This window comes from Psychroserpens sp. Hel_I_66, assembly GCF_000799465.1.
Taxonomy (GTDB): Bacteria; Bacteroidota; Bacteroidia; order Flavobacteriales; family Flavobacteriaceae; genus Psychroserpens.
The window spans coordinates 3195312-3215262 of record NZ_JUGU01000001.1 but is presented as its reverse complement, the minus strand read 5'-3'; the positions used below and the strand labels follow the sequence as shown (position 1 = coordinate 3215262).

At 33.9% G+C, this 19951-nt stretch carries 18 protein-coding genes; 10 read left to right on the top strand and 8 right to left on the bottom strand.

What is annotated here, in order from left to right; genetic code table 11:
* The first annotated feature begins 3 nt into the window (after positions 1–3).
* Positions 4–819: a ferritin-like domain-containing protein gene (locus tag GQ40_RS14250; protein WP_047549816.1), complete on the top strand. Its 816-nt coding sequence runs from the start codon at positions 4–6 to the stop codon at positions 817–819.
* 220 nt (positions 820–1039) lie between these two features.
* Here the strand turns inward: GQ40_RS14250 and GQ40_RS14245 are convergent, their stop codons facing one another.
* The 5 genes from GQ40_RS14245 to panC form a co-directional block, all read right to left on the bottom strand.
* Complete coding sequence (locus GQ40_RS14245) at positions 1040–2221, bottom strand: alpha/beta hydrolase-fold protein (RefSeq protein ID WP_052184275.1); 1182 nt, start codon at positions 2219–2221, stop codon at positions 1040–1042.
* Between the two features lie 89 nt (positions 2222–2310).
* Entirely contained in the window at positions 2311–3402 is a 1092-nt protein-coding gene (locus GQ40_RS14240; RefSeq protein WP_231565581.1) for an alpha/beta hydrolase, read from the bottom strand.
* Between the two features lie 84 nt (positions 3403–3486).
* A complete protein-coding gene (locus GQ40_RS14235; protein ID WP_047549810.1) occupies positions 3487–4440 on the bottom strand; it encodes a YbhN family protein in 954 nt (317 codons plus the stop codon).
* 3 nt (positions 4441–4443) lie between these two features.
* Positions 4444–4794, bottom strand: a complete 351-nt coding sequence (gene panD / locus GQ40_RS14230) for an aspartate 1-decarboxylase (protein ID WP_047549808.1) — start codon at positions 4792–4794, stop codon at positions 4444–4446.
* Between the two features lie 13 nt (positions 4795–4807).
* Positions 4808–5659, bottom strand: coding sequence for a pantoate--beta-alanine ligase (gene panC, locus GQ40_RS14225; protein WP_047549805.1), 852 nt, complete (start codon positions 5657–5659; stop codon positions 4808–4810).
* A 110-nt stretch (positions 5660–5769) separates the two neighbouring features.
* On the opposite strand from panC, the gene GQ40_RS14220 reads away from it, so the two are divergent.
* The 7 genes from GQ40_RS14220 to GQ40_RS14190 all read left to right on the top strand — a co-directional run bounded on the left by GQ40_RS14220 (position 5770) and on the right by GQ40_RS14190 (position 16736).
* Positions 5770–6579, top strand: a complete 810-nt coding sequence (locus tag GQ40_RS14220) for a glycogen/starch synthase (RefSeq protein ID WP_047549802.1) — start codon at positions 5770–5772, stop codon at positions 6577–6579.
* An 11-nt stretch (positions 6580–6590) separates the two neighbouring features.
* Entirely contained in the window at positions 6591–8222 is a 1632-nt protein-coding gene (locus GQ40_RS14215; RefSeq protein WP_047549799.1) for a DUF4270 domain-containing protein, read from the top strand.
* A 9-nt stretch (positions 8223–8231) separates the two neighbouring features.
* Complete coding sequence (gene glmS, locus GQ40_RS14210; protein ID WP_047549796.1) at positions 8232–10079, top strand: glutamine--fructose-6-phosphate transaminase (isomerizing); 1848 nt, start codon at positions 8232–8234, stop codon at positions 10077–10079.
* A gap of 207 nt (positions 10080–10286) precedes the next feature.
* A complete protein-coding gene (locus GQ40_RS14205; protein ID WP_047549793.1) occupies positions 10287–13037 on the top strand; it encodes a TonB-dependent receptor in 2751 nt (916 codons plus the stop codon).
* A gap of 14 nt (positions 13038–13051) precedes the next feature.
* Positions 13052–14698 (top strand): G-D-S-L family lipolytic protein, encoded by a 1647-nt coding sequence (locus tag GQ40_RS14200; RefSeq protein ID WP_047549790.1) that lies wholly within the window; start codon positions 13052–13054, stop codon positions 14696–14698.
* Positions 14699–14876: 178 nt separating this feature from the next.
* Entirely contained in the window at positions 14877–16385 is a 1509-nt protein-coding gene (gene atpD, locus GQ40_RS14195; RefSeq protein WP_047549787.1) for a F0F1 ATP synthase subunit beta, read from the top strand.
* Between the two features lie 75 nt (positions 16386–16460).
* Positions 16461–16736: a FoF1 ATP synthase subunit delta/epsilon gene (locus GQ40_RS14190; protein ID WP_047549784.1), complete on the top strand. Its 276-nt coding sequence runs from the start codon at positions 16461–16463 to the stop codon at positions 16734–16736.
* A 69-nt stretch (positions 16737–16805) separates the two neighbouring features.
* Here GQ40_RS14190 and GQ40_RS14185 read toward each other — a convergent pair whose 3' ends face one another.
* The 3 genes from GQ40_RS14185 to GQ40_RS14175 form a co-directional block, all read right to left on the bottom strand.
* Entirely contained in the window at positions 16806–17246 is a 441-nt protein-coding gene (locus GQ40_RS14185) for a LexA family protein (RefSeq protein WP_047549781.1), read from the bottom strand.
* A 139-nt stretch (positions 17247–17385) separates the two neighbouring features.
* Positions 17386–17592, bottom strand: coding sequence for a helix-turn-helix domain-containing protein (locus GQ40_RS14180; RefSeq protein ID WP_047549778.1), 207 nt, complete (start codon positions 17590–17592; stop codon positions 17386–17388).
* Positions 17593–17594: 2 nt separating this feature from the next.
* Complete coding sequence (locus GQ40_RS14175; protein ID WP_197052682.1) at positions 17595–18059, bottom strand: DUF2975 domain-containing protein; 465 nt, start codon at positions 18057–18059, stop codon at positions 17595–17597.
* 182 nt (positions 18060–18241) lie between these two features.
* Here GQ40_RS14175 and GQ40_RS14170 point away from each other — a divergent pair, with 182 nt between their 5' ends.
* Both GQ40_RS14170 and GQ40_RS14165 read left to right on the top strand, forming a co-directional pair.
* Positions 18242–18772 (top strand): hypothetical protein, encoded by a 531-nt coding sequence (locus GQ40_RS14170; protein WP_047549771.1) that lies wholly within the window; start codon positions 18242–18244, stop codon positions 18770–18772.
* Positions 18773–18780: 8 nt separating this feature from the next.
* Entirely contained in the window at positions 18781–19935 is a 1155-nt protein-coding gene (locus GQ40_RS14165) for an aminotransferase class I/II-fold pyridoxal phosphate-dependent enzyme (protein ID WP_047549768.1), read from the top strand.
* Positions 19936–19951 lie beyond the last annotated feature (16 nt).

Sequence of the window (19951 nt, the reverse complement as noted above, 5' to 3'; positions counted from 1 at the left end):
ATTATGAATATTATAAAATTTTTAGATGAATTTACCAACGAAAGTATGTTGGAAAAAAAATCATCCCGTAAAGACGTATTTAAGACATTTGGTTCTTTAGGTAAGAAAGCTGCTTTAGCTACAATACCTTTTGGATTAGCTGCAACTTCAAATAAAGCATATGCTCAACAAACTGGTGATCCAGTCGCTGCTTTACAATTAGCATTGACGTTAGAGTATTTAGAAGATGAATTTTACGATTTAGCACTTCAATCTGGTGTTATCACCGATAGTGGTGTTGAAACTGTATATATGCAAATATCACAACACGAACAAGCACATGTTGATTTCCTTAGAAACGGACTAACAAACGCTGGAGTAGATCCAGTAGAGAAACCTGATTTTGACTTTACTGCTGGTGGTCTTTTTGATCCTTTTAATCAATCAAATCCTGATGCTTATGAGCAATTATTAGCTTTAGCACAAGCATTTGAGGATACGGGAGTTAGAGCTTATAAAGGTCAAGCAGGAAATTTACAAGGCTCTCCTTTTTTAACAGCTGGTTTACAAATACATTCCGTAGAAGCAAGACATGCTTCTGAAATTAGAAGAATACGTGGTTTAAAAGGATGGATTACAAGAAATGAGAGAGGTATGGGTATGCCTCCACAAACTCAGGCAGTCTATGATGGAGAAGAAAATGTTATGCAAGGTGGCTTAGATGTTACAACTCTTGGTACGGGCAGTCCTTTTACTATTGATGCCTCTACCGAAGCTTATGATGAAATATTATCTGGTGATGATGCGGTTGCAATTGCAAGCTTATTTATTACTAGTTAATCTGTTGTCTCTTTTAATAAAAAAAAGCTGTTCAAATTGAGCAGCTTTTTTCGTTTATATTAAACAAATAAAACCTATGTTTTAATTTATATCCTTAAACAAGCTTAGTATAGAAAACAATTTTAGAGTGACAAGTTTTGACTTTAACTCTGAACCAAAAAAGTCTCTTATTTTTTCAGCTAAATAGACAAAAAAGTAGTCTGTTGAATATATACTTAGTTTAGTTTTCTTCATCGTCCTCATCTTCTATTTCTGTATCCTCCTCAACAAATTTCAAATCTTCTACATGAGCCATTATAAACTCCTTATTTATATGGGACATTTCATCTAATGCAAGAGCAGATTCATAAAGCTTTACCGCTTTTTTGGTTTTACCCGATTTTTCAGCATATAGCGCCATATAGTATGTGCCAAACGAAGAATTTGGATTGAGCTTATTTGCTAGCTTTCCAATTCTATAGACCGATTCGTTATCCTCGCGCTTTTCTGCAACTGTGATTAACTGTTGTAGTTCTACTTCGGAAATTGGCTTGAAAATTCCGAAGAGATCATCAATACGTTTGTAACGATCTATTATATAGTCATCAAGTGTACCTACAAACGGAAACACCTTTTCATCTAATTCTTTATCATCTAAAGGTTTGTAGAGTTCAAAAATTCTATCCATTGCTTTTGATAAAGCGCCTGTAACCAATGTGTAGTGTGAATCTCCTTTTAATTCATCAAAATAAAAGGTTAAATTTTGATTGTCTATTGCTTTGATGCTTTCATTGGTTTTTCTAATATTATCTCTAATGGGCTTTATATCTTCATCTGATGTTGCCATATAATAAAAAATTTCATTGTCTAACCACTTTAAACGTTTTGCAACATTTTCACTCATGTTACCCTTAAAATCTGGACTTAAGTTTATATACGCTTGAAATACTGGGGTGTCATGAAATAAAAATGAATTCATGAAATTTCCCATTAAGTCGTGGCCAACTGCAACTTTAAATTTACTTGTATTGTAATTAGCATCAATGTATGGTATTAATTCTTCTTCTATAAATTTGTAAAAACGTTCACCAGACTCAAATGGCAGACCAGAAACCTCATCGTAATAACTGTCATAAAAACGTTCTTTCCCTTGAACAATACCAACAATTATTGATTGTGGCATTTGATCAAAATGTGTTTGGTAACTTACCTGTCCATCTACTGGAGCAAATAAGTATTCTGCATCAAAAACGATGATTACTGGATGTTTTAAATCTGATTCTGGATCGTAGTTACTTGGGAGTTTGATTTTTAATTCTCTTGTAGAATTTAACTTTCGAGATTCGTATTTCTCATAAGTCACTTGTGCAAAAGATTGTGCACATAACACTATTGAGAAGATAAAAAGTAGGGCTTTCTTCATCTTAAGTAGGTTTACATTTGGGACTGTAAATATAATTAAAAATAGTTAAACTACTAATTTATTCGATGAAATGCACTTATTAATACGTTTTAATCTTGAATTTCGTAAATTTTGTCAAGTAACATGTCTTTAGTTATAAATTGGGATTCCTCTAAAAGTAGACCCGATTGATAACTTTGGAGTGCTTTTTTAATATTACCATCCATTTCATAATATTGACCAGCATAATATGCACTTATCATAGACTCAGAATATTCCTTTTTCGCTAGCTTAGATAAATCTTTCATGGATTCGATATCATTATTCTTTTTTGAAGCTGCTAGAATTGCTCTAAGATCGTTTTCGACTACTTTCTTTTCAAATCCGTAGAAAAACTCGATGTCTTCATACTTTTTCATCAAGTAAGCATAAGGGCCTTCTTCAAAAGTGAGCACTTTATCTCTATATTCATCTTTATTAATAGGTTTGTACAAACCAAAAATTTCGTTAATAGCTTTTGGAATCCCCAATCCCACTAATGAGTAATGGTCTGCATCTGTAAAATCATCAAATCTATAATGTACTTTTTCGTTATCTATAGAACTAAGAGCAGTATTAAATTGCAATATATTCTCTCTTAAATCACTCACATCATCGTCTGCAGTTGCTAAGTAATAAAAGGTGTCTTCTACAGTGGTAGATAACTTTTCAAGCAAACGATTTGACATCTCTGGTGAAAGATCTGGACTAAAGGCGATGTAACCTCTAAATAAAGGCTTCTCTTTGAATAAATAATAATTTAAAAAATTTGCACTTTGGTCATGCCCAACTACAATTCTAAAATTTGATGTTAAATACTTTTGATTTATGTATGGAATCAATTCCATTCCTATAAATTCAAAAAATTGGGTTCCACCTTCATCAGATGGAAAATAAGTTTCATTACTAAAAGATAAATCTGTACTTCTTGTTTTTGCTTGGTTAACACCAACAATTATAGACTTTGGCATATCTCCCCAATAGGAATGATAATCTGCATTTCCAATCATTGGTTCAAAAAGATAATCGCCATCAAAAACAATGACTAGTGGATAGAGAATATCGCCTTCTGGGTTGTAATTTCTTGGTAGCTGGATTTTAATCTCTCTGGTCTCTCCAAGTTTAGAGGATTCGATAGTTTCATAAATAACCTGGGATGTCATTGATTGAAAACAAAGACTACATAGTATAAAGAAGACTATTTTATTCATAACAAGAAAGTATTTATAGTTAAGCAAGGTAAAAAATTATTTAATTCTATTGTAAATTGGCAAATAAATTAAAGATAGTCCACCTAAAATTATTATTATAAATGTTTGTGAAGACCACATGATCCAACCAAAAGCGATACTAGGCTCTTTTGCAATTGCAAATATGGAAAATGCTGCGTAAACTGCTATAGGGTAAGAACCAATACCTCCATTTGTTGCTGCGATACTAAAACTTGCAGAAATAAATCCAATTAAAATTGCTGACAGTGGAATATCGTTTAAATCTGAAATTGCAAAACTTGTGACATAAAACATAAGTACATACATTGTCCAAATAAATATGGTATGAAAAATGAATGCCCATTTTTTTTTCATTTTAAAAATACTTAGCGCACCTTCTATTAAACCGTTGACAAAGTCTTTGATCTTTAAAGCGAATTTTGATTTACTTCGCTTTATAATTAAAAGAAAAATTGAAACCAAAAACAAAAGCCCAATACCACCTATTATAATCTTGGTTAGATTAAATTTCTCTGATAGAAAACTATAAATAAAATCAAACTGAAGAAAAAGCGTTATTGCTACTATAGATAGCATAACAATCATGTCCGCAATACGCTCTGCTACAATGGTACCAAAACCTTTTTCAAAAGGAACACCTTCATAATTAGTTAAAATTGAAGCCCTTGCCACTTCACCTGCCCTAGGTATTGTAAAATTGATCAAATAGGTTGCAAAGACCGCCATTATACTGTTGCCCAATTTAATTTTATACCCTAAAGGTTCCAACATAAAAAGCCATCTATGAGCTCTTGACAGATGACTAAGCAAACCAAATAAAGCGCCTAATAAAATCCAGTTTTTATCGGCTTTTTTCCAATACTCATAGATTGTCGATATTGAAACTTCGTTAAGAGAATACCATATTAAAAAAACTCCCAACAAAATTGGGAGTGTTATTTTTAAAATTTTGATGGTTTTTTTATCCAAAGTTTATTTTAATAAATTTGTAGCCTCATCTGGAAAGACCAATGATGGCTTGAACGTTTTAGCTTCTTCAATATCCATAAAACCATAAGTAATTAAAATTAATACATCTCCTGGAGAAACTAATCTTGCAGCTGCACCATTGAGTGTTATTTCACCAGTGTTTCTTGGGCCAGGAATAGCATACGTTTCTAAGCGTGCACCATTATTGTTGTTTACAATCTGTACTTTTTCACCTTGAATAATATTAGCTGCATCCATTAAATCCTCGTCAATAGTAATACTACCAATATAATTTAGGTCTGCTCCTGTTACTTTTACGCGGTGAATTTTAGATTTTACTACTTGTATTTGCATAGGGCAAAGATAATTAATTTAGTGCGATATTGTCTATTAGCCTTATGTCATCTGCATAGACTGCAATAAACGCTCTGTATGATTTTAGTTTTGATTTTCTTTTTACTTCTCTTAAGGTTTCTATGTCTGCAATAATAAAATATTCAAGTTCTAACAAACTATGATTTGCAAACTCATTGATAACCCATTCTGTGACCTTATTAGCACTATTTGTGCCAAACTTTCTTTTGGCAGTTTCAAGGGTTTTGTAGATAAAAGGTGCAGCCTCTCTATATTTCGGTTTTAATCTCATATTACGAGAACTCATTGCCAAACCATCTGTCGCTCTATGTATTTTACAACCAATAACTTCAACAGGAAGATTGTGTTTTTCTGACAATTTTTTAATAATCATCAGTTGTTGAAAATCTTTTTCTCCAAAATAAGCTTTATCTGGTCTTACGATCTCAAACAGTCTTTTTACAATAGTACCCACTCCGTCAAAGTGACCATTTCTAAATTTTCCTTCCATTTCATGCTCAAGACCATCAAATGAAAATGATACAGATGTCACACTATCTCCATAAATATCATCTACTGGAGGTGCATAAACAAGAATTCTTTCTTCGGAAATCTGCTTCAACAACGCCACATCACTCTCTAAAGTTCTTGGATATTTAACAAGGTCTTCCTTACTATCAAATTGTGTTGGGTTAACAAAAATACTTACTGCAGCAAAATCGTTTTGCTCCAAAGCTTTAATAATCAATGAAGAATGTCCTTCATGTAATGCACCCATAGTAGGCACAAAACCAAGTGTTTTGTTTTCAGACTTAAGTGAATCTACAAAAAGGATTAAATCAGCTTTATTTTCGAAAATTGTCATACCATAACAAAAGTTTAACAGCGTGCAAACTTAATATTTTACTGGCAATCTGCATAAATTTTTGTAATTTTGCATGTTTTTTATTTCTAATTCCAAAAACGAAAGATTCTATGAAAGATAAGAGAATATTGTATGTGTCATCTGAGGTTGTACCATATTTACCAGAAACAGAGATTTCTTCAATGTCATTTGAAGCTCCAAAAATGGTAAACAAACAAGGAGGGCAAATACGAATATTTATGCCTCGTTATGGAAATATAAACGAACGTAGACATCAACTACACGAAGTGATAAGACTTTCTGGTATAAATTTAGTAATCAATGATTTGGATATGCCATTGATTATTAAGGTCGCTTCAATTCCGAAGGAAAGAATACAAGTCTATTTTATTGATAATGAAGAGTATTTTAAAAGGAAGGCAACACTAACAGATGAAGATGGAAAATTATTTCCAGATAATGATGAACGTGCCATTTTCTTTGCAAAAGGTGTTATTGAAACTGTTAAAAAATTAAATTGGGCTCCAGATATTATCCATGTTAATGGCTGGTTAGCATCATTGTTGCCATTATATCTTAAGGAATTTTACAAAAACGAGCCATTATTTACAGAAAGTAAAATTGTGACTTCTATATACAATCAAACCTTCGAAGGAACGTTAGATAAGAACATGATAAATAAAGTGAAATTTGATAACATTGAGGAAGAGAAGGTTAAGATTTTAGAAAAACCAACCTACGAGAACTTAATGAAAGTTGCCATTGATAATTCCGACGCACTCATAAAAGGATCGAATGATCTCCCAAAAGAATTAAATGATTATTTAGACGCATCTCAAAAGCCTGTTTTAGGTTATTTCCCATTAGAGGATTTTGCAGACCAATACACAGAGTTTTACAATACCAAAGTTTTAGATTAGTAAATTATTTTATGAAAAAAAGAAAAATTGCCCTAAGAAATTTGGCAGTAATAACTGTTTTAATAAGTTCATTCGTTGCTTGTGACAAAGATTTTGCCGATATAGAATCTGACATTATTAATAATGACAATGCAACCCATTTTGACACAAACTCGAGTAAATTTGATGTGATTGCTTATACCAAAGCACTTGAGCCTGTACAAACAAATGCATTGCCTTTAAATTTGCTAGGAGTCTATACTGATCCAGGGGAAAGTTATGGTCAAACCACTGCTAGTTTTGTTTCGCAAATTAGAGGCACATTAACAGACCCAGATTTTGGTGGGAATCCTGTTATAGACTCTGTTGTAATGACTATACCATATTTTAGCACAGCTACAGGTATTGGTCCAAACGGTAGTACACAATTCCGTTTAGATTCAATTTATGGTTCAGGATCATTTGATTTATCTATTTATGAAAGCAACTACTTTTTGAGGGATTTTGACCCAACATCTTCAGATATTGATGAACCTCAAAATTATTATTCCAATATGTCAACTGGATCTACTATGATAAATAGTGCCCAGCTTGAAGGAACCTTGCTTCATGAAATTGAAAATTTCAATCCAAGTCCTTCTCCAATAAACCTAGAAGAAATTGTAGATGAAGAAACACAAGTTACAGCAACACTCGCTCCTTCTTTAAGGATTAAATTTAATGATAATTCATATTGGCAAGAAAAAATCATTGATATGTCTGGAGAACCTGAACTAAGTAATTTAAATAACTTCAATAACTATTTTAGAGGGATTTATTTTAAGGCAGAGTCTACTGATTCTTCTGGCAAAATGATATTACTCAATATGGCGTCCACATCATCTAATATTGTTATATATTACAAAAGAGATCCTTTTACAGCAGGTCTTGATAGAATTCAAACCACTTACACATTTAATTTTACAGGAAATAGGGTAAACTTTATATCAAATAACTTCACTATTCCTAACGGAAACGAAACGACCGGTGATGAGAATTTGTTTTTAAAAGGAACTCAAGGTTCCATTGCTGAAATAAAACTATTTAATGGAGATAATATTGATGATGATGAAACCTTGGATAATTCTTTTGAATTATTCAAAAATGAATTTGTAGAAACTGAAGACGGAAAATTTGTTAGCTCAAAGAAATTAGTCAATGAAGCAAATCTAATATTCTATGTCAATCAAGATTTTTTAAATGGTGGTGAACCAAATCGTGTTTATTTATACGATATGAATAACAACACACCATTAACAGATTATTTCTTTGACACGTCTAACACGTCCTCTCCAGAATTCTCAAGAATATCGCATCTACAACCTCTAGAAAGAGAAGGTGATGACGCTAATGGAGATGGAATAAGATATAAAATAAGAATTACAGAGCATATAAATAATTTATTACTAAGAGACTCAACCAATGTTAAGCTTGGTTTAGCTGTATCTACAAACATAAACATTGAAGGCACCTCTCCTCAATATGATCTGCTTACTGGTGATGATGAAGATAGAGTTCCCGTGAGTTCTATATTAACGCCTCGCTCAACAGTATTATATGGCAATAACACTTCAAATGAAGACAAAAAATTATATTTAGAAATATTTTTCACGGAACCTAATTAATTAAAAAATATGTGTGGAATTGTAGGCTATATTGGCCATAGAGAAGCTTACCCTATAATTATAAAAGGGTTAAAGCGATTAGAATACAGGGGATATGACAGTGCAGGAATTGCACTTTATGATGGAACTGATATAAAATTATCTAAGACTAAAGGTAAAGTAGCTGACCTACAAGAAAAACTTGAAAAAGAAATTACCACAAATGGTTCTGTAGGAATTGGACATACTCGCTGGGCAACACACGGAGTACCTAACGATGTGAATTCTCACCCTCATTATTCAAATTCTGGTGACTTAGTAATTATTCATAACGGTATTATAGAAAATTATGAATCACTAAAAAAAGAACTAATTAAAAGAGGTTACACTTTTAAATCAGACACAGATACAGAGGTTTTAGTAAATCTTATTGAAGATGTAAAGAAGAACGAGAACACAAAACTTGGTAAGGCGGTACAAATTGCATTAAACCAGGTGATCGGTGCTTATGCAATTGCTGTATTTGATAGAAATAAACCAAATGAAATTGTAGTGGCTCGCTTAGGAAGTCCATTAGCAATTGGAATTGGTGAAGATGAATTCTTTATTGCAAGTGACGCTTCTCCTTTTATTGAATATACAAAAAACGCTATTTATCTTGAAGATGAAGAAATGGCAATCGTTCGTCGTCATAAAGGCATTAAAATTAGAAAAATCAAAGATGATTCTTTAGTTGCACCCTACATCCAAGAGCTTCAATTAAATCTTGAGCAAATAGAAAAAGGAGGCTATGAACATTTTATGCTGAAAGAAATTTACGAGCAGCCAAGCGCAATTCTTGATACATTTAGAGGTAGACTTTTATCAAACGAAGGCATTATTAAAATGGCAGGTGTTGAGGATAATATGAAGAAATTCTTAAATGCCAATAGAATTATAGTTGTTGCATGTGGTACTTCATGGCATGCTGGACTAGTTTCAGAATATATTTTTGAAGACTTAGCGCGAATCCCAGTAGAGGTAGAATATGCTTCAGAGTTTAGATACAGAAACCCAGTTATATATGAAAATGATGTTGTTATTGCTATTTCCCAATCTGGAGAAACAGCTGATACTCTTGCTGCCATAAAGCTTGCAAAATCTAAAGGCGCATTTGTTTTTGGCGTATGCAACGTGGTTGGTTCATCAATTGCACGAGAAACTCATGCAGGAGCTTACACACATGCAGGTCCTGAAATTGGAGTAGCGTCTACTAAAGCCTTTACAACACAAATAACAGTCTTGACCCTTATTGCACTTCGTTTAGCTAGAGCAAAAGGAACAATCTCAAGTTCAGATTATAGACATCATTTAATAGAATTGGAACTTATTCCAAATAAAGTTAAAACTGCGTTGGAATCTGACTCTTACGTTAAGACTATTGCAGATATTTACAAAAACTCTAAAAACTTTTTGTACTTAGGAAGAGGTTTCAATTTCCCAGTAGCTCTTGAAGGAGCTTTGAAACTAAAGGAGATTTCTTATATTCATGCTGAAGGTTATCCTGCTGCAGAAATGAAACATGGCCCAATTGCATTGATTGATGAAAACATGCCAATCGTTGTAATTGCTACCAAAAAAGGACATTATGAAAAAGTAGTGAGCAATATTCAGGAAATAAAATCAAGATCTGGGAAAATCATAGGTATAGTAACTAAAGGTGATGTACAAGTAAGAGATTTAGCAGATCATGTCATTGAAGTTCCAGAAACAATTGAATCACTAGCTCCATTATTAACTACGATTCCTTTGCAATTACTGTCTTATCACATTGCTTTAATGCTAGGCAAAAATGTAGATCAACCACGTAACCTCGCGAAGGCAGTAACCGTAGAATAATCTTTTCCGAAGAAATTCCGAAGAAAATATACCAAAAGGCTGAAATTGTAATATTAACAATTTCAGCCTTTTTAATTATGTAAATCACATAATTGATAACCTAAATTTGAAAATAAACTATTATGCATGCATAATTTTTATGATTTTTTTATTTCAGTATCATTAAATTATTTATATTGCTTTACTAAAATTAACTAATTCCCTAAAATGAAGACAATTTTCAAGATTATGATGCTGTTTTGTTGCGCAATTACTTTTGCACAAACAACAACAGTCAAAGGTAAAATTATAGATGATAATGGCATCCCACTACCTGGCGCTAACATTATTGTCGTTGGTACAACCACAGGAACTATTTCAGATTTCGACGGAAACTATACTTTGGTCGTAAATCAAGCACCTCCTTTTTCTATTCAAGTGAGTAGTGTAGGTTTTGAAAGTATAACCAGAGAAGTTATAACAAACCCTCAAACTATTGATATTACTATGGTAGAGGGGACCTCTCTTGATGAAGTTGTAATTTCAGCATCAAGAACACCTGAAAGAATTTTTGAATCCCCTGTAACTGTAGAACGTTTTGGTTTAAAGGAGATCAAAAATACCGCATCTGCTGGATTTTACGATGGGTTAGAAAATCTAAAGGGTGTTGATGTCAATACGAACAGTTTAACTTTTAAATCGGTTAATACGCGTGGTTTCGCTACGTTCGCAAATACACGTTTCATGCAATTAGTGGATGGAATGGACAACTCTGCTCCAGCCCTTAACTTTCCGATTGGAAATTTGGTGGGTATGAACGAAACCGATGTATTAAGCGTTGAACTTTTACCTGGAGCTGCATCTGCACTATATGGAGCAAATGCCTTCAACGGTATTTTATTTATGAGAAGCAAGAATCCTTTTGATTTTCAAGGAGTTTCAGGTTACCACAAACAAGGTATTACATCACAAGATGCTGGAGGAAACAACGATTACAGAGACTCGGGTATAAGAGCAGCTTATAAATTTAGTGAGAAATTTGCTGCAAAAGTTAATTTTGGATGGCTTAAAGGAACAGATTGGACTGCGAATAACTATGATGGGAAGCCTGGAACAGGTGCAACAAGAGATGCATTGGGTTATGATGGGTACAATATTTATGGTGATGAGGTGTCAACTAACATTAGAACAGCTTCTGGCGGATTAGGAATCGTACCAGATGTGGTGGTTAGTAGAACGGGATATGAGGAAAGAGATTTAACAAATTACAACGCAGAGAGCATTAAAGCAGATTGGGGACTATATTTTAGGCCTTGGGAAAATGATTTTGAATTATCTTATGTAGGAAAGTTTGGAACAGGTAACACTATTTATCAAGGAAACAACCGTTATAACATTTCAGGATTTTCTCAACAACAGCATAAATTAGAAGTTAAAAATGATAATTTCTTTGTAAGAGGATATGTTGTTTCAGATAAAGCTGGAGATTCATATGATATGGTATTTACAGGAATCAATATTAATCGTGCATGGAAATCAGATACCGAGTGGTTTGGTGATTACATAAATACCTATGTAGGTGCAACACTCTCTGGCGCAACCAGTGATGCTGCTCATGATGCTGCAAGAGCTGCTGCTGAAACTGGACGTTTTGAACCAGGCTCACCAGAGTTTCAACAAGCATTTGAAGAAAGCATCAATAACCCAGATCTATCAGTTGGTTCTAAATTTCAAGATAACTCTAAATATTATCATTCTGATGCAAATTATAACTTCAGCCACCTTTGGGATGTTATCGATATTCAAGTTGGTGGATCCTACAGACAGTATGAGTTAAACTCTTCTGGGACGATTTATACTGATTTTGATGGACCGATTGATTATTCAGAATTTGGTATTTATACACAATTGCAAAAGAGCTTCGACTTAGCTAATGAAATGAAATTGAAGTTAACTGGTTCTGCACGTTATGATAAATCTGAATTTTTTGATGGCTTCGTGTCACCTAGATTTTCAGCAGGTCTAACAATTAACGAAAACCATAATGTTCGTGCCTCTGCACAAACAGGATTTAGAAATCCAACCACCCAAGATTTATTTATTGGATTAAATGCAGGTAGAGCAATATTAGTGGGTTCTGCTCCAGCCAATCTTGATCGTTATGTTAGAAATTATGATGTAAGTCCTCTTGGTCAAGCTATAGGTCAACCTGCTACAATTTCACAGTCAGGTGGCGCTGCTTATACTAATTCCTATCAAGCATCATCTGTACGTGCTTTTGCAGCATCAAGTGATCCTAGTAGTTTAGTTATTGGAAATTCAGACATTGTTAAACCTGAACAAATTACTTCATACGAAGTGGGATATAGAGGTAAATTAGGGAAATTGGTTATTGATGCTAGTGCTTATTATAATCAATACAAAGATTTTATCTCTGGTGAAGTTGTAATTGCACCGCTTTATGGAACTGTAGGAGACGGAAGTTTGTCTATAGCAGCTATTGCAAATGGAGATTTTACCACATATCAAACCTATACAAACACAGATGCCGATGTTAATTCTTATGGTGGATCTATTGGATTAAACACAAAGATATTTGGTAATTTTGATTTAGGCGGAAGCTATACGAATACACAACAAGACTTTGACAGGGAAGCTTTTCCTGATTTTTTACTCAGTTTCAACACACCTGAGCACCGTGCTAAAGTGAATTTTGGAAATACCGAATTAATCAAAAATGTTGGATTTAACGTTGCATGGAGATGGAGCGACAACTATTTTTGGGAAGCAACATTTGGTAGTGGAGCAGTGCCAGCTTATCAAACTGTTGATGCTCAAGTCAATCTTGATGTACCATCATTCAAATCGTCATTTAAAGTTGGTGCTACCAACTTGATGGGCCACGAATATTTTACAGCTATCGGTACTGCCGATATTGGCTCTATGTATTATTTTTCTTGGACAATTAATAACCTATAAGTTTTAAATAAATTATGAAAACATTCAAATATATCTTTTTGTCAACTCTTTTATTGGGAGCAATCTCATGTAGCGATGACGATATTTTCGACCCAAATGCAGTTGAGGAATCAGAACCTCTTCCTGCACTTACCGCTGGATCTGCCAACTTCTCAAAGTACGTATCTTTAGGTAATTCGCTTACTGCAGGATTTACAGATAACGCTCTGTTTATTGCAGCTCAAGAAAATTCATTCCCTAAAACTTTATCAGAAAAATTTGCCTTAGTAGGTGGAGGAAGCTTTACACAACCTTTAACAAATGATAATTTTGGCGGTCTAATTGCTGGTGGTCAAGTAGTTGTTAATCCTGTAACTGGAGATACACTTTTTAAACCAAGATTAGTTTTTGGAGGAGCTGGACCAGTGCCATTAGAAAGTTTAAATCCATTGGCGATACCAACTACAGATTTTATTTTAAACAACCCAACTGGGCCTTTTAATAATCTTGGCGTACCAGGTGCTGCAAGTTTTCATTTGCTTGCAAATGGTTATGGTAACGTGGCAAACTTTCCTGCTGCTGCAAACCCTTATGCGATTAGAATAACTGGAAATACAAACGCTTCCATTTTAGAATTGGCAATGGCACAATCGCCAACCTTTTTCTCTTTATGGATTGGTAATAATGATGTCTTAGGTTATGCAACTTCCGGAGGAGCTACTGGAGCTTTGACTGACCAAGCAACTTTTGATTTTGCTTACACAACATTAATAAATACTTTGACATCTCAAGGTGCACAAGGTGTAGTGGCAAATATTCCAGATGTAACAACAATTCCATATTTTACAACAGTAACTTATAACCCAATAGATCCTAATGATCCCGACAATGCTGAATTTGTGGCTCAAATCCCAACATTAAATGGGGTCTACGGTCAATTAAATCAAGTATTCGCTTTTTTAGGAGTTCCAGAGCGTAGTATTATTTTTTCTGATTCTGAATTAAATTCAGTAGTTATATCAGATGAAAGCATACCTAATCTTTCCGCTCAAATAACAGCAGTTTTAAACGGAAGCCCAACATTTCCAGCATTCGTTCAATCGTTTGGATTACCAGCTGAAGCTGCTCCAGCAGTAGCTAATTTATTTGGATTAATATACGGTCAAGCTAGACCTGCAAATGCCAATGACTTATTAGTTTTACCTAGTGCATCAGCTATAGGGAACCCTAACGAAGATTTTGCAGCGTTTTTAGGTTCTCAGGGACTCCCTCCAGCTCTAGCTGCACAATTTTCTGTGGAAGGAGTTACTTTACCTTTAGAAGATAAGTGGGTGCTTTTACCTAGCGAACAAGATGAAGTAGCGCAGGCAACAAATGGATTTAACGCAACAATCGCAGCAAGTGCATCTCAAGCAGGATTAGCCTTTGTTGATGCTAATGGTTTATTGACCCAAATAGCAAATGGTGGTATCGCTAGTGGAGACTTCACATTAACTTCAAACCTAGTTACAGGTGGTGCCTTTTCCTTGGATGGTGTTCACCCTACAGCAAGAGGTTACGCATTAATCGCAAACGAATTTATGAGAGCTATTGATGCAACTTATGGTTCTAATTTTGAAGCTTCTGGGAATTTTGTAGATGTTGGTAATTACCCAACTAACTACTCTCCTGCATTGCAATAAAATAGAGTTAAAATATATGGTTACAGCACCATCTTTCCGAAGTTATGAAAGATGGTGTTTTTTTATACTGAAAAAAGCCAAAAAATAGACTTTACTTTTAAATTAAAAAATATATCTTTGCAGCGCGAAAAACGAATGAGTTTTCAATCAAAATATCTAAACATTAAACACATAAGTAATGTCAAAAGTTACAGGTAAAGTTGCACAAATAGTTGGTCCAGTTATCGATGTCGAATTCGGAGCTGGTGCTGAACTTCCAAAAATCTATGATTCTTTAGAAATTAAAAATGCCGATGGCTCTATCTTGGTACTTGAAGTACAATCTCATATTGGAGAGGATACTGTTCGTACTATTGCTATGGATTCGTCTGATGGTTTAAGTAGAGGAACAGAAGTTACTGCAACTGGTGCTCCTATTCAAATGCCAGTTGGCGAGGATGTTTACGGACGTCTATTTAATGTAATTGGTGATGCGATTGACGGGTTAGGTAATTTACCTAAAGCTGGTGATGCTGGTTTGCCTATTCACAGACAAGCACCTAAATTTGAGGATTTATCTACATCTACCGAAGTTTTATTTACTGGTATCAAAGTGATAGATTTAATCGAGCCTTATGCAAAAGGCGGTAAAATTGGTTTATTTGGTGGTGCAGGTGTTGGTAAAACGGTATTGATTCAAGAGTTGATTAACAACATTGCAAAAGGACACGGTGGACTTTCAGTATTTGCTGGTGTAGGTGAGCGTACTCGTGAGGGTAACGATTTACTTCGTGAGATGTTAGAGTCGGGAATTATCAAATATGGTGATGACTTTATGCACTCCATGGAAGAAGGTGGATGGGACCTTCAAAAGGTTGATAAATCAATCATGAAAGATTCTAAAGCAACTTTCGTTTTCGGGCAAATGAATGAACCTCCTGGAGCTCGTGCTCGTGTGGCACTTTCAGGATTAACTATAGCAGAATATTTTAGAGATGGAGCTGGTGAAGGACAAGGAAAAGATGTACTTTTCTTCGTAGATAACATCTTCCGTTTTACACAAGCTGGATCTGAAGTATCTGCATTACTTGGTCGTATGCCTTCTGCGGTAGGATATCAACCAACATTGGCAACAGAGATGGGTGCAATGCAAGAGCGTATCACATCAACTAAAAGAGGATCTATCACATCTGTACAAGCGGTTTACGTACCTGCAGATGATTTAACCGATCCTGCTCCTGCAACAACGTTTGCTCACTTAGATGCAACAACAGTATTATCTCGTAAAATTGCAGAACTTGGTATCTATCCTGCGGTAGATCCATTAGATTCTACATCAAGAATTTTAACTGCGGATATTTTAGGTGCAGAACATTATGATTGTGCACAACGAGTTAAGGAGTTATTACAACGTTATAAAGAATTACAAGATATTATTGCCATCTTAGGTATGGAAGAATTATCTGAAGAAGATAAAATGGCTGTAGGTAGAGCTAGACGTGTACAACGTTTCTTATCACAACCGTTCCACGTAGCTGAGCAATTTACAGGTATTCCAGGTGTTTTAGTTGACATTAAAGAAACTATCAAAGGATTTAATATGATTATGGACGGTGAATTAGATCGCCTACCAGAAGCTGCGTTTAACCTTAAAGGAACTATCGAAGAGGCTATTGAAGCTGGAGAGAAAATGTTAGCTGAAGCGTAAAATTTAGTCCACAGTCCACAGTCCGCATTATGCAGTGACTGAAGACTGGAGACTGCAAACTGAAGACCATAAACTATGTATTTAGAAATCGTATCACCAGAAGCTACACTAGTTACCGGAAACGTAGAAAGCGTGACCGTACCAGGTGTTAATGGCGAGTTTCAAATGTTAAATAATCATGCTGCTATTGTTTCAATTCTTGATAAGGGCACAGTAAAATTTAAAGGTACGCCTGCAATTGCTGAAAGTCATCAAAATAGTTTTGTTCAAAAAGAAGGCAAATGGACCCTAGAAATCAATAGTGGGACCGTTGAAATGAAAAACAATAAAGTAATCATTTTAGTAGATTAAATATTCTTCGGAAATTAAAAATATATAAAAACGCCAAACGTAAAGTTTGGCGTTTTTTATTTATTGTTATTATACTTTTTTTATGACATTAGTGACAATACCCCAAATTAGAAAATTGTTATCCTCAGTAATATTTATAATGGGATAGTTTGGATTCTCTGGTTGTAACCAAACTTCGCCATCAGAAACGCGCAATCTTTTTACGGTAAACTCACCATCCAAAAAGCAAACTGCTATTTTATTATTTTCTGGCTCTAGACTTCTATCAATAACCAAAAGATCATTATCATCAAGTCCTGCTCCAATCATAGATTGACCGCTCACACGTGCATAGAATGTTGTTTCTTTGTTTTTAACCAACTCTTCGTCCAACGACAAGTGTTGCTCATTAAAGTCTTCAGCTGGAGAGGGGAAACCTGCAGAAATACCTGCATCAAATATTGGTACTGAAGCTCCTTCAATAGCTTCAGGAATAAAGAAAGTTAAACGTTCTGATGAATTTGTTACCATATTAAAATTGACCTTAAAATTTGAATTCAAAACATCTTTCTTAAATGAATAGAGATAATGAAACCAATCTACATAAACATATGTGTGAATATACAACAAATGTTTTCATTATTTTTTTTTAAAACAATACTCATTAATTTTATTCTTTTGTATATTCTAGAATATCTGCTGGCTGGCAATCTAAAGCCTCACAAATGGCTTCTAGTGTTGAAAACCTTATCGCCTTTGCTTTACCAGTTTTTAATATAGACAGGTTTGCTGTTGTAATACCAATAATTTCAGCAAGTTCATTACTTTTCATATCACGCTTGGCAAGTACTAAGTCTAAGTTAATTACTATTGGCATAGTTATATGGTTAATTCGTTTTCTTGTTGGATTTCGTTTGCTTTAGCTAAAACCTTTGAAAATAGAAGAAAAAATAATCCCAGAATCATGAGCATTATATAAAGGCCCTTAGAGTCTATATTTAAATATAATTGACTACTATAATCTTTTAAAAATAAAATATTTAACATACTAATTATTGAAGTTAAAAACCCAAAACTTCCAGAAATTAAAAACAGTTTACCAGATTTTGAGAAACTATTAATCAAAATTGAATTAAAAAAATCTCTTTTTAACAAATACGTGAGTTTGCTAATCAAAATAAATACTCCAAAGACAAATATCAACAAAGCAACACTCTTAAAAATAAAAATTAATTTAATATTAAAAGAAAATTCTCTTTTGGAATAGCTTGGATATAACACGTTAGAATCAAAGAATAACCCAATAGTAGATAAAATTATATTTCCTACAATTGAAATTACCAAGATTAAGAACAAAATTGAAATGAAAATTCTAAATTTCCTCATAAATACTTAATTTTATTATTGTTTTACGATAACAAATATATAAAAATTATCGAAAAACAATAATTTTATTTCAGAATTAAAAAATTTAATGTTTTCAGAATATGTGTAAAAACCACATCTCATTATCTATATTTGCATACATGGATTCAATTATAAGATACGCAGGCAAAATACCATTGTGGAGAACTATTGTTGGTATAATTTTAATTCTAACATCCATCTATGGATTTATATTTGTAGGCGTCATAAATGGATTTCTATCCTTAATAATTCCTATTATATTATTAAGAACCGAAGGCTCTGAAATTAACCTACAATCAAAAACCTACCGAAAAACAAATTCCATCTTCGGTTTTAGTATTGGAAAATGGCAGCCCTTACCAAATACAGAATATATTTCCGTTTTTTCAACTAGCGAAAATGAAACCATTCGTGCCCTAACTGCAGAAACCACAAACAGTCGAGATGTTGTTTTATTAAATATTTTTCACGATCGTAATCAAAAATTCACAGCCTATTCTACTACCAGTTTAAAAAACGCTTTTGACGTAGCTTCACACATTGCAGATGCATTAGCAATCGACCTATTAGATGCTACTTTAAAAAATGATTACAAATGGGTTGATAAAGATATCTTAAGGGAAAAAGGCGAAATTGTCTATATAGATTAATACCTTAAATGTTACCAAAAAAACTTCAAACAAAAATCGATGAGCGCAAGCAGGACAATGCGTTTAGACAATTAGGAAAATCCAATAATTTAATCGATTTCTCTTCTAACGATTATTTAGGTTTTTCAAAATCAAAACTCATTTTTGATAACGCTCACAAATATTTTGTTGACCATAATATGTTCCAAAACGGAGCTACTGGTTCTCGCCTACTCTCTGGAAATAACGAGCTTTTTACTCAAGTCGAACAACAGATAAGCGATTTTCATAATTGTGAAAGCGCTCTTATTTTTAATTCCGGTTTCAATGCCAACCTAGGTTTTTTCTCATGTGTACCTCAACGCAATGATGTTATTCTTTATGATGAGTTCTGTCACGCCTCAATTCGTGATGGTATCAAAATGAGTAATGCCAAAGCCTATAAGTTTGAGCATAATAATTTAAAAAATTTAGAGAAATTGATCATTCGTCATTCTCAACTTGTTTCAGAATCTCATCAAGACATCTACATCATCACAGAATCTATTTTCTCCATGGATGGCGATGCTCCAGACCTAACACAACTCTCAAAAATCTCTCAAAAACATAGTGCAAAACTCATCATTGATGAAGCACACGCTTTAGGAGTTTTCGGGAAAAATGGAAACGGATTAATAAACGAACTCCAACTAGAAAACCAAATTTTCGCAAGAATCATCACCTTTGGTAAAGCGCTGGGTTGCCATGGTGCAGCAATTTTAGGATCTAAACAACTCAAAGAATATCTTATTAATTTTTCGAGACCATTTATTTATACCACTGCACTACCACCTCATAGTGTGGCAACAATAAAAGTAGCTTATGATGAGATGCTGAAACAAGTTCAGCATGACAGAGCGAACCTTAATCTAAACATCCATTTTTTTAAATCTGAAATCAAACGACTCCAACTTCAGCAGTTATTTATAGAAAGTAATTCTGCGATACACTGTTGTATTATCTCCGGAAATTATCAGGTCAAGCACATTTCCGAAGCATTAAAAAATGAAGGGTTTGATGTCAAACCCATCCTCTCTCCTACCGTCTCAAAAGGGAAAGAGCGCCTTCGTTTTTGCCTTCATAGTTTCAATACTGCAAAAGAAATCACGAAAGTTTTGGAGTTACTCACTACCTTTACGTTCTAAATTGTTTTCTTCGGAA